Below are 13,811 nucleotides of genomic sequence, written 5' to 3' on the forward strand. Positions count from 1 at the left end.
AACAAACGGTTTATGGCGAGGCGTTGGCGGTTAAATTTTCATTGGGGGCGCAATGAATCCAGCGTTGACCGATGATGTGTGGAAACGCCGAGGCATCAGCATTCTGTGGGATGGCGATACCTTGGCACATTTGCAAGCGATGGATAAAGTCGTTAGCTTGCGCCGATTTTTTGAATTGTACGAAGCAAATTGGCCGGAAGACGAGATTCCATTTATCAATGAAGACGCGTTGATGGTTGCTGGCCTGGATGTGATGATCGATGCGCTAGAACCCGATGAGGCAGTCGATTGGGTGGAGCAGCAGGTTTATAGCAAGATTCAAAGCTTTCAATCCTGTTTTGATCGCTGTGCTTTGATTTTTTGGATGGCGGATAAAAGCCGCTGGAAGGAAAACCCCGGTGAAATCAGTTACGACTGGTGGTTGAGCGGTAAATATAAGGATCAAACCTTTCCGATTGGTCGCTGTATTTGGAACGGTGCACAAAACGGTGTCCGGCGTATTGAGTCGCAACAAGGGCATTGGCTCGGTCTTTATCACCCGCGAATTTCGTAGATCATGATGCAGATTAAACCCGGTGATCGCGTCAAGCACGCGGCCTTTGGTCAAGGCGTTGTCATTAGTTTGGCCGAGGGCTACGCGAGAGTATTCTTTGCCGATGGTGAACGGCAGGTTCCGTTACCCGCGCTGGAACCGGTTTTAGGCCGAAATGAAACGGTCGTAACTTATGCGCGTGGCGGCGAACAACGAGCAATAAAGGCCCGGTTATGCTGGAAGGCGCACGAGCTGCCGTTACTGGATAGTGCCAGTTCGCTAACTTCGGCAAAGATCGATTTGCTGCCGCATCAGGTGGTTATAACTCACCACGTGGCGACATCGATGCCACGCCGATTTCTGATAGCTGATGAGGTAGGTCTTGGTAAAACGATTGAAACGGCGCTGATCCTTCGAGAATTAGCTAGCCGTGGGGAATTAGGCCGAGCGCTGATGGTGGTGCCTGCCGGTTTGGTAAATAACTGGCATCGCGAGTTGAACGAAGTCTTTAATTTAAACTTTGAAATCTTCGGTCGCGAAGGCGATGTCAGCGACCGGCGAACCAATGCATTTGCCAAGCACAATTTGCTGATTGCCAGTATCGACACCCTAAAGCGGGCCGAGCGAATCAAAAAATTGTTGGATGCCCCGATGTGGGATTTGGTCGTATTTGATGAGGCACATCATTTAACGGCTTACAAACAAGGCAACAAAATCAGGAAGACCCAGAATTATAAGTTAGCGGAAACACTGCGTGATCATAGCCGCGATTTGATTTTGCTCTCTGCCACACCCCACCAAGGTGATCATTTCCGGTTCTGGAAATTGATTCAGCTGTTAGACCCCATCCTGTTCGAAGACGAGGTTGAAATGCTGGAGCATCGTCATCGGTTGAATTCGGTGGTGATTCGGCGTACCAAGGCGGACGCCTGCCGCGCTGATGGCTCGACGCTATTTGCTCGGCGTTGGGTTCATACCGAAGCGTTTGTCATGTCCGACGCGGAGCGGCTGTTTTACCAAGCGTTGAACGAATATCTGCGTGATGGATTTGCGCTGGCCAAGAAGATGGGTGGTAAAGGCCGCGCGCTGGGCTTCATCATGACCATTTTCCAAAAAATCGCCGCTTCAAGCTTTGCCGCTGTGTATCGTACATTACGCCGCAGGTTATTGGCGCTAACGATCCATGAAGGTCTGATGCATGATCTGAATTTGGATATTGAAGCAAGGGATCAAGCTTTCCGTGAAGCCAAGGAAATTATCCGCGTTGATTTTGGTTTGAGTAATGAGCGTATCGACGATCTTGAAGTTGATCGTATCCTCAGCGATGCCAAGCTGAAAGTATTGAAAAAACTCGATGAAGACGAACTAGCATTGGCATCCGACGAATACAGCGATGAGGTCGAAACTGCTGCGGCTGAAGAAATGGCGATGAATGTGATTGCTGTTGCTTTGCCGGAAGAAAGGCTACGCATTAAAGAGCTTTTGCATCTGTTTCCAGAAAGCCAGGAAACCAAGGTCGATAAATTGATAGGCGCTTTGGGTGTGTTATGGCAACAGAATCCCGAAGAACGAGTGGTTATCTTTGCCACCTACTTGGGTACTGTGGAAATGCTAGGCGAACGCATTGATGCTGCTTATCCAGGCCAAGGTGTTGTGGTATTGAAGGGTGGTGACCACGGCAGCAAGGTTGCCGCAGAGAAACGCTTTAAACAAGCCAATGGCCCACGCGTGATGATTTGTACGGCTGCCGGCCGCGAAGGGATCAATCTACAGCATGCGCGTATCTTGTTTAACTTTGATTTGCCTTGGAACCCGATGGATGTGGAGCAGCGGATTGGCCGGATTCATCGTTATGGCCAGCGCGATACCGCTCAGGTTTATAACCTGGTGTTGGGCGATACCATTGAAGGCCGGATTTATTTGCTGCTGGATGACAAGTTAAAGGAAATTGCCTTGACGCTGGGTAAAGTGGATGAGCGCGGCAATGTGGCGGAAGATTTGCGCTCGCAAATATTGGGTCAATTGTCGGAGCGTATCAAATACCAGGAGTTATATGCCGAAGCCTTGCAAGACCCTGAATTAAAGCGCACCCGGTTGGAATTGGATGCCGCGATGCTGAATGCCAGCCAAGCGCGTGATGTCGTTTTTGAGTTATTCCAGGATTTGGAGCGCTTCAGTTTGGATGATTACGCGCCGTTATCAAAGGTCAGCGAGAGCATGGAAATGTTGGTTGATTTCATCATTAAGGCTTGTATTCTCGATGGCTACAAATTTACACGAGTCGATGATGTTCACTATGAATTGCGGGACGACAAAAATCAGCTATTGGCTCAGTTCACGGTAGACAGAGATGAGGCGAATGAATCCGAACATTTGCATTTGGTTGGCTTGGATCACCCCTATATTGAAAAGCTATTAAGTCGTTACCGGCAACTTCCTGCTGAAGAAATTGGTATTACCGTCAAGAGTAACGGAACAAAAGGTGTGCTGTCGATTTGGGAAATAGAAACCCATAACGACAAGGGGCACGATGTTCATTCGATCTTAAAACTTGCAGTAGACCGGGATGGAAATCGGCTGCCTATGTTGGAAAAGCATGTGGAAGCTTATTATCAACTACAGCCAATTGATGTTTCCGAGAATAATCTGCCATTGTTGCCAAAATTGGAGTCTGTTGTAGAGCGGGAACTTAAGTTTCGGGGGATCGTGAAGGAAAGCCAGCCTTATTCGGCTGGATTGATTGGGTGGATGGTTATTTCGTGATCCGATTCGCCGAGCTGGAGTCTTGGGTGGCTTCCACAGTAATATTTGAACTGGCTGAAAGCTCAACAACTAAAAATTTAAAATGGCAATAATCCATAACGATGTTCATCCCCATTTAAACTACTTCCTTTGCCTGGAATCCGATATTTTTGGCCTTTCACGGTGGATCGAATTTTCGCCGGACAACGAAAGTGTTTACTCGATTGAGTTAGCGCGACTGCTCATGACAGCCGCCTCAGAGGCAGATGTCTTAGCCAAGGGGCTATGTAGAATTATCGAAGCTACCCGCAATGCCAGTAGCATCAATGTATATCAATCGGTTTTATGTGAAGCTTTTCCTACATTGCCGGATTCGTTGGTCGAAATTCCGCGCTTTGGAATGGAATTCCGTCCTTGGTCAAATTGGCGGGAACCAGATTCTCCTCCTAATTGGTGGACTGGCAATAACAAAGTCAAACACCACAGAGCTGAACACTTTAAACAGGCTAACCTGAAGAATGTTCTGAATGCCAGCGCAGGGTTACTCGTATTATTGATTTTATATCACCGCTCTCAGGGAAATACCCATTTTCCGCTGTTGGACCTATTTCGACCAAGAAGTTTCGCGAGTCAAGATGGTCATTCGTTTTATATCGTTATTCCGGATGGGGCTAATGTTCCCTGGGAATGAGTTTTCCGTGCATCCATTAACCAAACAGCTTAACGACATTCTCACTGCAAACTAATTCTGGCGTACCTAATAACCGATTCAGTAATTTCGGAGTCACAAACATTTCCCGTGCTATTGAGCTACGCGGTATGCCGCATTGCTGTTCAAGCACCTTTAATCCATCGGCAACGATTTCGGGTGTTTCCGCCTCAATAGCATCGTCCTCGCATTCTTTGATGGCTTCGCTATGACGGCGTAAATAAATAACACCTGATCGGTACTGATCTTCAGAAAACACACCCAATTGCCGTCCACGATACAAAATTGCTGCCTTAGACACCTTCCATTTAAGTTTGATGTCAGCCATCGCAGACCAGCTAAAGCGACTGCCTCTAAATGCGCGCTGACACTCTTTTATGAAGTAAGACCTTGGCATTAAAAACGCGCTTGCAAACCGGTTTGCCTGACTTTCCGTCAACCGGTCGCCCGTTTGAACGCCAACGTGAATCGTTAAATGCCCAATTTCGTGTGCAATGCCAAACCGGGTTCTACAGGCCGATTTGCCTTCGGCATTCAGCGTAATCACTGGCCTTCGTGTTGCAAAAGAAATCGCATCGATTTCATTGGACAGCCCGTCCATGCTCATCAATACGGCCCCTGCATTCTCGGCCACCCGGATCATATTGGAGATAGGGCCTAGACCAAGCCCCCACTCGACACGGCAAGCTTCGGCTACTTTCTCAATGTCTTCGGGGGTTGTCGGTTCCTCGTGAAGAAATCCGTAAGCGGGAAAATCGAGTTGTCGATCCAAAACGGAAACCAGTCGTTTAATCATCTCGCCTTTTGCTCGGGCGACTTGGCGTAGTGCAACCTTTGTTGTCAGTTGCTTACGAAAATGGCACTGTTCATCCGCAATAGGCATAACGTCCAAAGCCGTGAAAAATTCCGGCAATACTTCTAAGGCTTCCGCCAAATCCCGCGCTAGATTTTCGGATGGCTGCTCAATACCCGATTCCAGTCTACTCAAATATTGCTTGGATTTACCAACTGAATCAGCCAACTCCTGTAACGATAGCCCCTGGAATAATCTTGCCAAACGCAAGTTCTGAGACAAAAACTCAGGTTTCATTGTTCCCCAGCCCGACCAACTATGCCGTCAGAGGATGGACGTTTAGGCGTAACAGTAGGTTTGCTGATTTGAACTGCGCTAGGAGTAGTCACTGGAGCCACGCTATGCAGCGTTCTTACGTCATCAGACTCCCATTGGCATTTAATGGCACCGCTCGCATCGAAACCTAGAAAAACGATTCTGGGCTCAATGTCCTCGTTATAACCTTTATCCAATACAAAACAAAACCGGCATGGCTCACCATTTTCTGCGTCGTCGAACAACGGCTGCTGGTAACGATTCACGGTAAGTGTCGCATTTTTCTTAGGATTTTCTGGGTTATCACTACTAAATCGGCAAGAAACCGAACCTATTGCAAAAACCAGATCGTTTCCGCTGTTTAACACTTTCAACCACGGATAATTACCAGCCAACGCCAAAGAAATAATCCTGTTTTTTTGACGGCCAAATGCAGTGCAGCCCCAAGTGTAAGGACTATCATAGTCGGAAGAAAGGTCGTCCAACGTGTTGTAGTATTCCTCCAACAGAATGCTAGCAATGACAGTCAAGCGTTCGTGGGTTAAGTCGGACTTATAGTGTACAGGGAGGTTCATGAGTCGCCTTTTGTGCAAATTAGCAAAAATGTCAACCCAATGATTGTGCAAAATTTAGATTTTGTCAACCCGATTTAAAAGGGTATACAAGAAATTTACATGCTCATGATGAAATAGTAGACTTTAAACTTACAAGTTATTAAGGAAGCATTGGAGCGAGAAGACCGAGAGTTCAATCAGCCTTGAATATCAACGTATTCGCATGACTGAAAAGACCGTCCGAATGTTGGGTGGAATTCCCACTAACAATGAACACCACAATGTACCCATAGCACTTCGAACCAAGGAGGTAACTATGAAGAAAGCCAGCTTAAAAATCGTAGTAAGTTGGGCTGTTGTACTGTCGGTTTTTGTTGGCGCTGGAGGGGTACAGTACAACTGTGCTCGATCCAATGCTTCTTTATATTGACCCCAATCTACCGCTTTTATTTTGATAATTAGTTAGAGCATGCAGAAAGATAATGGCGACTTTAATTCAGGGTAGGTTGAGGTAAAAAAATAAACGCATTATTCGGGATTGGTATCACTTTCTGAACTTCACCGCAATGTATACGTGCTTTTTGATTCGACAAATGTCGTTGATCTGCTAGCTTTGTTTGGTGTCTTTAACCGTCAAGCCATCTCCATTGGTCACGCTCAGCTATTCAGATTACCGTTCGGACAAAACAATAACAAGGCACTAGCCGAAGCCAGTGCCTTGATCTTTGTTTTTACTAAGTTTTTTCAACTACCAGATTGAACTTGTTAAACGTTGAACCATTGGTGCTTTTCTCCTTGCCTAGCAACTGGATCAATACCAGATCGCCTACCTCAGCATGCTTAATCTGCATCCCGTTGCTGAGGTAACCGTTAAGGATTGCGGATACGTGTTCTCCGGATTCCAGTTCAACAATGACCGTTTCCTGCGGACCATAGCGATCATGCTCGAAGTTGCTAAATCCCTTGATGGTTCCGATCAAGGGATTACCGACCTCGTGCTTCCATATGTCTGGCAAGGATGATGGCATCGATTCGCCCGCTGCAATCGCTTTAAGATGGGCAAATTTATCTTTTTTAGGGTTGTTGTCGTTATCGAACATGGTTTGAAGCTCCAAAAAAATGAATGGTGGCATCGAAGTAACATCCCAGTCTCGATGCGGTTGTGGCACGTCCTCTCGCCATACCATTAGGGTTTGTTTCAAACGTTGGAAGCCCATACCTACGCAGTGGTATCCCGTTTTCATACCGTGCAATGTTCTGGCTATCGCTGTGGACTCGACGCCTGTCAATGCGGGCCGTTGATGGTGAAAACCCGATGTCCGACTTGCGGGCAAAAACAACAAACTAACTAAAGAAAAAAAATTAACCCTGTTTTGGCACCCATCAGGGGCCAAAACAGGGTGCTTTTTCAGAAAAAAGTTTTGTTTAGTTAGTTAGTTAGTTCCGAATAGGTAGACCACTTCCGGATGTGGTCTAAAACAGTTTTAAACGAGCTACACGATAACGGTCCGTTACAGCAGGCCGTGCTCGGCAAACGAATACACGGTTTCGCCGACGATGAAGTGATCGAGCACGCGGATGTCGATCAAAGCCAGGGCTGCTTTGAGTTTTTCGGTAATCACTTTATCCGCCTGACTGGGTTCACTGATGCCGGACGGGTGATTGTGTGCCAATATCAACGCTGCCGAGTTATGCTGCAAAGCCGCTTTGACCACTTCGCGCGGATACACGCTGGCACCATCAATGGTCCCTCTGAATAATTCTTCACAAGCGATGACGCGGTGCTGATTGTCTAAAAACAGACACAGGAACACCTCGTATTCGAACGGCGCCAGTTTTAACTTGATACAGTCCTTGGCTTTGTCCGGATTGGTTAAGGGCTCGCCTTTACTGAACGTGCGGTTGTAAATCTGGATCGCCTCGAAGATCACATCGTCTTCATCAGCCACCCGGTAACGATTATTCGTCCCTCGCAGGAATAACATGGTTTTCTCCCGTCATGATGAAAACCGGAGAAACGCCAGCCCCTGCCGGGGTGGAGTTGCCCCGGTAGGGTGATTAAAAATGATGGTAGCGGCTACTGCTATTCCCACAGTAGTCCTGCACCATTAACGTGAAAAAATGAAGCTTGGTTCGGGATTTCACAGCCCTAGGCGAAATCAGAGGTATCCAGTTGCCGGGTTTTCGCGTCCAGTTTTGCGGTTAATGGGATCTGCGTGGCCTGCGGCGTTGATGCGGTATTGGATGATGCAGGAGGCGTTGATTGATTAGTGGAGGGCTCATTGGAATCGACGGGAAAAAACTCCTCCACTACCGCCGAACCATCATCCTCGTTGTCTTCAAACGCACCATTGGCAAACCCCAGTCGTGCCGCTTGATCTAACGCCGTTTGATCAAAACCTGAGGCTTGCCGTTGTTCGTCAATCCGTTGGGCTTCAGCCAAGGCCTCTTCAATGCTTTGATTGTTACGCAGGGTTATATCGACATAAAAGATCGCCGAACCGTGGCTTTGCCGGGTGGATTTGCCGCGCAGCTTCAATTCCAACGGCATGCAGGACAAGCGATTGCCGGAGATGGCTTTGAAGTATTGCAAGCGGGCGGTTAAGGTGCGGATACTGTTAAAGCCGGTAGTCCGGAAGATAAAACTACCGAGTGGATCGTCATCGCCGATCAGTACGTTCAAGCGACCATAGGGTTTGCAAGCACCGCCTTGGGCCAGTTGGCAGCCTTCCGGCGCAGGACAAGGCACACTGGCGATCCCGTCATTAGTGCGACGCCGGCAACTTTCGCCATTCCCAACACAGACCGGTCTGCCGGTGGCCCTATCAAACAAACTGTATTCGGCCCGAAAGTTTAAATCAGGCTCATTGAACAGCAACCGAATCGGAATACTGCGGATTTTGCCGCCTTGGGCTTTACGCAAGTCGGCATCGTGCGGATGTAACAACCAGCCGTCCTTGCTTTGTAACTGACTGGTGATCGTGAACTGATCATCTTTTTCCGGTAAGCGCTTACCGTTTTTCTCAATGATTTTACCAATGGCAATCCGCCCGAGTACCGGCGGGGTAATGGCTAGACCTTTTAACATGGTGAACTCCTGTGGCTGAGCGAGTGAGCGAGTGAGCGAGTGATTGACTCTAAAGGGCATGCGCAGCCATGAGCGGGTTATCCCCGCTCATGGCTGTTGTGGTGTGATGGTTTTGATTTTTGCTTTGTAGTAGGTTTGCTGGTTTATGGGTTAATCCGCAGCCTGCACGAGAAATCGCCGACTACCGGTTTTGGTGGTGGCATACTGCTGTAACAGCGTCGGTTGCTCTTTCAGCAGGCGTGGGGTATCCAGGACCACACTGTCCTTGGCTTTCTTCCAGGTCACTGCGCCGGTTTCAAAGCGGGCTTTGCTGGCGTCACCGATGGCTTGCTGTAAGGTTTGCTTAAACAGCGCTTCTTGTTGTTCCAGCTCAGACAGGCTTTGCCGAACGTTGACCAGATCGGCAAAGGTGGCTGATAGCGGTCGGTCCTGACTGAAATCCAGGGTTTCGCCGCTGTCCTGCGGATACAAACAGCGCAAGGCTAAATCCGCCGATTCCGAACCGTCTGCCGGTGGCGGGGTATCGGTTTCCACGTAGTGCCAAAAGCGTTGTTCCAGCTGGATCAAGCGCCCGATCAAGGCCTCGTCCCGCTGGATGCGATGAATCTCCAACTCCTGACCACCCAGCAACACCGCCACATCCGCCGTGGTTTTGCCGGTGACGGCTAGTTGATGCTGTACTTGCAGTTGCACATATTCCGGTACACCGTCCCGCCATAAGCGGGCACCGTTGATGCCGGCGGTTTTGCATTCCAGAATCTGTACCTCGTCGCTACCGATGACTTCCCGGTCGATATTGGCCAGCATCCATAACAAACTGGGATGCGGATGTTGCAGTACCGCATTGATGCGTCTGACCTTGTTGCCGGTGCGCCGAGTGTAATGCGCGGCGACAATCGGCTCTAACAGATTGCCCCAGTAGGTGGGGCTGGTTTCATCGTGCGGATCGATCTTGGGTAGATTATCATCCCGCCCGGTTTTCTCCAGCCACAATTCCAGCTGGGATTTGTAAGGGTTTAAACCGACCGCTGCGGCGGCATCGGAACTGCCAATGCCGCGTTTGCGCACGGCCAGCCAGTCTTCGCGTGGCAGATGCTTGGTTTTAACCAGACGTAAGGCGGGTTTGGCCCGCCGGGTGTGAGGGAGTTGTAAAGCGGTTTCGGTCATATTGACCTCCTGAGTGGTCTGAGTGAAATAGGCTTAACGATTGAATGTACGGACTAACAGACACAAAAACGCCCGGTCAGCTTGAGGGCTGACCGGGCGCTTTGTGTTTTGCTGGGGATTGAGTTTATGCCGCGAGCAACAATGCGGAATCCAATGCCCGTTGTTTGATCGTGGCGCCTTGGCCGAACCAAGCGGAATCCATCCGACTCTCGGTACTTCTAGCCCGCTTTTCATGGTCGACATACTCGGTGACGGCATTCAGCAACCCCCAAGCCGTGCCTTTCGCAGAATCCAGTGCCGCGCCGTGACCTTGACCGTCATACAGGCTCTGCACCTTTTTCAAGGCCCGTTCATTGACCAGCGTGGCGGGTTCACCGGCATTTGCTGCTGACGTATCGCACAGTACCCGCAGAAAGTAGTTCATCGCTTCATGCGATTTCACCTTGCGTTCCGATAACATGCGCATGCGGTACATGAAGGCATCCCACTGGGATACCGCCACCCCCAGCTGTTGTTTCACCGCTTGGACATCGAACTTGGTGCTGTGCGGCACCTTGATGGCTTGGGTGGCGCCGTTGACGGCAATGGTCAGCGTGTTATTGCAGACTACGCGAATCGTGGTCGGTGTCGCAGTGGTCGCTAACGTGCCGTCACAGGAGGTAGCCAATAGCAGATAGCCTTTGACCAGATCGTTGCCCTTCAGTGCCATCGATTGACCTGTCTTCGCCAAGGCCCAGAACTTCTTGCCGCCTTTTAATACCCCGGCGGTTTCCAGTTCATAGCCGGCGATTTCGGTCAGATCGCGATAGAATTCCAGCACCTCGCGCGGTTGTACGACTTGATAGCGTTGGGAAACCACTGATAAAGCCTGCTTGGTATCGGACCGGTACAATACCTTTTGGTCCGCAAAGGTATGGATCGTGCCCAGGTGACCGACCTGATCGGCCATGAAGCGCACCTCGGATTCTTGAATTTGCCAATCCATACCGGCTTGCTTGGCCCACACTTCCAAGGGTTGCTTGGGTGCTAAGCTATTTCCTAAACCATGCCAGGGCGTTTCCCCGACATAGGCCATTTGTTCCAGTAAATGTGCCATGACTTATCTCCTCACTTCACACCAACGGTTCATCGGTATCCACATCGCCGAACTGCAAGCCGCAGCTTTGGCAAACGTAGTTGTGTAACACCTTTTGATCAATGACCTGACCCAACTTGGCGCCAGTGACACCACCGGTAGCGGCCCAGATCAAGGCACCGATCAATGCACCGCCGGCTGCGCCTGCCGCCACGCCCAACGGTCCGCCCATAATGCCAACCGTCGCACCCAACTCGGCACCCACCGCCGCCCCGGAACTCGATGCAGCCAAACTGCTCATCGCGCCACCCACGGCGCCGACCATACCGCCAATGCGTTTACCCCGATCTAACGTAATCACCTGATGTGATCGACAAATTGGACATTGCATACCCATCTCGAATACTCCTAAACAAAAATGCCAGACAGCAGCCTTGGATACCGGCATGCAACAGCGCACCGAGACACCCAGGACCACAAGCCGGCAGGAAAAGACCAACGCCCGACGCCAGGCGCCGAGCGTTGGAGGACGAATGAAAAGCAAGCCTGCCCCCACAATCAGACGTAATGTCGAGTGCAGGAAAGCAGGCTCAGGATAGGTATATGTGACTGAGATTTTTTAAAAGCGGGTAATTCAATTGTCGATACTAGTGTAACGTCCCCAACATAGCTTTAGCTTTGGCGACTTTGGCCAAAATGGCATCTGGAGTAGCCGTCCATTGATAGGGTTTTGGATGATCGTTACGGTGCTGAAGGTACTGCATGATAGTTTGCTTCAGTTCATCGACACTGCGAAACACCCCGCGACGAATGCTTTCTTCGGTGATATCCCGAAAGAATCGCTCAACCAAGTTTACCCAGGATGCCGATGTCGGCGTAAAGTGCATGTGGAAGCGCGGATGCTTGTCGAGCCAAGCTTTCACGTTTGGGTGTTTGTGAGTGGCATAATTGTCGACGATGAGATGCACATCCAAGCTCTTATCGGTTCGACGGTCGAGCAGTTTCAAGAATTTTAGAAACTCGTCGTTGCGATGCTTGGGCAAACACTCGCCGATCACCGTACCTTCATGGACGTTGAGGGCGGCGAACAAGGTGGTGGTTCCGTGACGTTTGTAGTCATGCGTCATGGTTCCGTTTTTGCCGGGCTTGATCGGTAAACCCGGTTGCGTACGATCCAAGGCCTGGATCTGGCTTTTTTCATCAACGGAAAACACCAGGGCCTTCTCCGGTGGGTCCAGATACAACCCCACCACATCTCGTAATTTTGCCTCAAATTGCGGGTCGGTGGAGACCTTGAATCCCTTAACCCGATGTGGCTTCAACTGGTGTTCTCGCCAAATGCGATGCACCGCCATGCGTGAAATTCCTACCTGCGCTGCCATCGTCCGGCAACTCCAATGAGTTGCGTGGGCGGGCTTACCTGTCATTGTCAACGTCAACACTTCTTGAGCTTTTTCCTCCGGTAATGGTGACACGCGTGAGGGGCGCGTTTTTCCTTTTTTCAAACCGGCTATACCGCTGTCCACGAATCGATGTCGCCACAAATTGAGCGTCGGTGCGCTGATCTTCAGGGTTTCAATGATTTCCTGAGATGGCGCTCCGTCAGCTGTCATCAATACGATTCTTGCCCGTATCGTCGGCTTCTCGCCTACCGATCGACTTTTTACCCACCGATTCAATGTAGCTCGGTCTTGCTCGTTCAACTCAAGTTTCATTGGTGTTCTCATAGACACCAATTTCACCATAGATAACGTTTTGTTGGGGACATTACACTAGGAGACTTTTATATGCAATTATTTAAAGAACCCCCGGTTTTCATTCTGATCCTGTCGATGCGGGTTTTAAAGCTTTGAGTGTTGAATAGTTATCGTCAAATCTCGCCACCGATACAAACTAGCATTCATAAACTAAAGTAAAAACTACAGTGCCGACTACAGTACTTTATACTACCGCACACTACTTTTAACGACTTTACACATCTCTAATATACTGCTAAGCTGTTGATTGTTAGGGAGTATGACGTAGTATGCAGTTGTCTGACAGGTGATTAATTCGCACTTTTAATGCGATGGTCGTGCGTTCGAATCGCACACGACCCACCATCAAATTGATATACGAATCAAGCAGTTACTGAGAAATCGGAACTGCTTTTTTTATGCCTGAAAGTCAGTGTGTGTAATTCCTGTGTAATCGTGCAGAGATTTTGTAGGAACTACTGAGATTTTTCTTTTTTCTTACGATAGCGCTGTTCAAGCTTTTCCATCGCTTCTTGAATGTGTTCGCCGTTCTGACGACTGTAGCGAACGACCATCTGCATAGTCTTGTGTCCACTGATTCTTTGAACTGTTGGTAGATCAACGCCAGCTTGAACAAGATGCGTAATCGCAGTATGCCGAAGTGTGTGACGCAAGACTTCTTTGGGATCAAGCCCCGCTTCTGCAACAACGCGACGAAACGCCTTTTCAATACTGACCATATGGCCCGATTCAGATGATTCAGATGGAAACAGCCAGACTTGTTCCGATTCTACCTGTTTCAGATGCTGCTTCAAATAATCAGCTAGATGAGCAGTGATTGGTTGTTCTCTAGCACCGGCCTTAGCTTTTGGGATATAAATCACGCGACGCTTGAGATCAATATGCCCTAAGCGGATGCTAAGAATCTCCATCTTCCGCATCGATGTTTCAAGTCCAATCAGGGCAAACGGATAAATGTAATTGCTACTGTCATTCCGACACGCCTCTAGCAAACGGTCAATTTGCTCCGTGGTTAGATAGCTAATTCGGCCGTTTGACAGTATCGATTCATCATTTGAGAGCCGCTTTCATTCAAACCA

Annotated in this window: 13 protein-coding genes; 3 read left to right on the plus strand and 10 right to left on the minus strand. The window is 49.2% G+C overall.

From position 1 onward, the window contains the following. The first annotated feature begins 52 nt into the window (after positions 1-52). The 3 genes from ACH5Y9_RS01240 (at position 53) to ACH5Y9_RS01250 (ending at position 3,965) form a co-directional block, all read left to right on the plus strand. On the plus strand, positions 53-553 hold the full coding sequence (locus tag ACH5Y9_RS01240) for a hypothetical protein (RefSeq protein ID WP_445368216.1): 501 nt from the start codon (positions 53-55) through the stop codon (positions 551-553). A gap of 3 nt (positions 554-556) precedes the next feature. Further along, positions 557-3,295, plus strand: coding sequence for a DEAD/DEAH box helicase (locus tag ACH5Y9_RS01245; protein WP_445368217.1), 2,739 nt, complete (start codon positions 557-559; stop codon positions 3,293-3,295). 82 nt (positions 3,296-3,377) lie between these two features. Continuing rightward, positions 3,378-3,965, plus strand: coding sequence for a hypothetical protein (locus tag ACH5Y9_RS01250; protein ID WP_445368218.1), 588 nt, complete (start codon positions 3,378-3,380; stop codon positions 3,963-3,965). A 16-nt stretch (positions 3,966-3,981) separates the two neighbouring features. Here the strand turns inward: ACH5Y9_RS01250 and ACH5Y9_RS01255 are convergent, their stop codons facing one another. The 10 genes from ACH5Y9_RS01255 to ACH5Y9_RS01300 form a co-directional block, all read right to left on the minus strand. Then, on the minus strand, positions 3,982-5,073 hold the full coding sequence (locus tag ACH5Y9_RS01255) for a helix-turn-helix domain-containing protein (RefSeq protein ID WP_445368219.1): 1,092 nt from the start codon (positions 5,071-5,073) through the stop codon (positions 3,982-3,984). Beyond that, a complete protein-coding gene (locus tag ACH5Y9_RS01260; RefSeq protein WP_445368220.1) occupies positions 5,070-5,666 on the minus strand; it encodes a hypothetical protein in 597 nt (198 codons plus the stop codon). The genes ACH5Y9_RS01255 and ACH5Y9_RS01260 overlap by 4 nt, the downstream gene beginning before the upstream one ends. A 713-nt stretch (positions 5,667-6,379) precedes the next feature. Continuing rightward, positions 6,380-6,745, minus strand: coding sequence for a hypothetical protein (locus ACH5Y9_RS01265; RefSeq protein WP_445368221.1), 366 nt, complete (start codon positions 6,743-6,745; stop codon positions 6,380-6,382). A 411-nt stretch (positions 6,746-7,156) separates the two neighbouring features. Beyond that, on the minus strand, positions 7,157-7,630 hold the full coding sequence (gene radC / locus ACH5Y9_RS01270; RefSeq protein ID WP_445368222.1) for a RadC family protein: 474 nt from the start codon (positions 7,628-7,630) through the stop codon (positions 7,157-7,159). Between the two features lie 164 nt (positions 7,631-7,794). After that, entirely contained in the window at positions 7,795-8,733 is a 939-nt protein-coding gene (locus tag ACH5Y9_RS01275; RefSeq protein WP_445368223.1) for a recombination directionality factor, read from the minus strand. A gap of 150 nt (positions 8,734-8,883) precedes the next feature. Then, positions 8,884-9,900: a YqaJ viral recombinase family nuclease gene (locus tag ACH5Y9_RS01280; RefSeq protein ID WP_445368224.1), complete on the minus strand. Its 1,017-nt coding sequence runs from the start codon at positions 9,898-9,900 to the stop codon at positions 8,884-8,886. A gap of 124 nt (positions 9,901-10,024) precedes the next feature. Continuing rightward, positions 10,025-10,996, minus strand: a complete 972-nt coding sequence (locus ACH5Y9_RS01285; RefSeq protein ID WP_445368225.1) for a DUF932 domain-containing protein — start codon at positions 10,994-10,996, stop codon at positions 10,025-10,027. A gap of 16 nt (positions 10,997-11,012) precedes the next feature. Continuing rightward, positions 11,013-11,336 (minus strand): hypothetical protein, encoded by a 324-nt coding sequence (locus tag ACH5Y9_RS01290; protein WP_445368226.1) that lies wholly within the window; start codon positions 11,334-11,336, stop codon positions 11,013-11,015. 286 nt (positions 11,337-11,622) lie between these two features. Further along, positions 11,623-12,702, minus strand: coding sequence for an IS630 family transposase (locus ACH5Y9_RS01295; protein ID WP_445368227.1), 1,080 nt, complete (start codon positions 12,700-12,702; stop codon positions 11,623-11,625). Between the two features lie 485 nt (positions 12,703-13,187). Further along, the gene (locus ACH5Y9_RS01300; protein WP_445369864.1) at positions 13,188-13,775 is read right to left on the minus strand and encodes a tyrosine-type recombinase/integrase; all 588 of its coding nucleotides are present in this window, start codon (positions 13,773-13,775) and stop codon (positions 13,188-13,190) included. Positions 13,776-13,811 lie beyond the last annotated feature (36 nt).

Source organism: Methylomonas sp. BW4-1 (assembly GCF_052474385.1).

Coding starts and splice junctions, on each gene's coding strand:
- ACH5Y9_RS01240 (WP_445368216.1), top strand. CDS start 53: ATGAATCCAGCGTTGACCGATGATGTGTGGAAACGCCGAGGCATCAGC.
- ACH5Y9_RS01245 (WP_445368217.1), top strand. CDS start 557: ATGATGCAGATTAAACCCGGTGATCGCGTCAAGCACGCGGCCTTTGGT.
- ACH5Y9_RS01250 (WP_445368218.1), top strand. CDS start 3,378: ATGGCAATAATCCATAACGATGTTCATCCCCATTTAAACTACTTCCTT.
- ACH5Y9_RS01255 (WP_445368219.1), bottom strand. CDS start 5,073: ATGAAACCTGAGTTTTTGTCTCAGAACTTGCGTTTGGCAAGATTATTC.
- ACH5Y9_RS01260 (WP_445368220.1), bottom strand. CDS start 5,666: ATGAACCTCCCTGTACACTATAAGTCCGACTTAACCCACGAACGCTTG.
- ACH5Y9_RS01265 (WP_445368221.1), bottom strand. CDS start 6,745: ATGTTCGATAACGACAACAACCCTAAAAAAGATAAATTTGCCCATCTT.
- radC (WP_445368222.1), bottom strand. CDS start 7,630: ATGTTATTCCTGCGAGGGACGAATAATCGTTACCGGGTGGCTGATGAA.
- ACH5Y9_RS01275 (WP_445368223.1), bottom strand. CDS start 8,733: ATGTTAAAAGGTCTAGCCATTACCCCGCCGGTACTCGGGCGGATTGCC.
- ACH5Y9_RS01280 (WP_445368224.1), bottom strand. CDS start 9,900: ATGACCGAAACCGCTTTACAACTCCCTCACACCCGGCGGGCCAAACCC.
- ACH5Y9_RS01285 (WP_445368225.1), bottom strand. CDS start 10,996: ATGGCACATTTACTGGAACAAATGGCCTATGTCGGGGAAACGCCCTGG.
- ACH5Y9_RS01295 (WP_445368227.1), bottom strand. CDS start 12,702: ATGAGAACACCAATGAAACTTGAGTTGAACGAGCAAGACCGAGCTACA.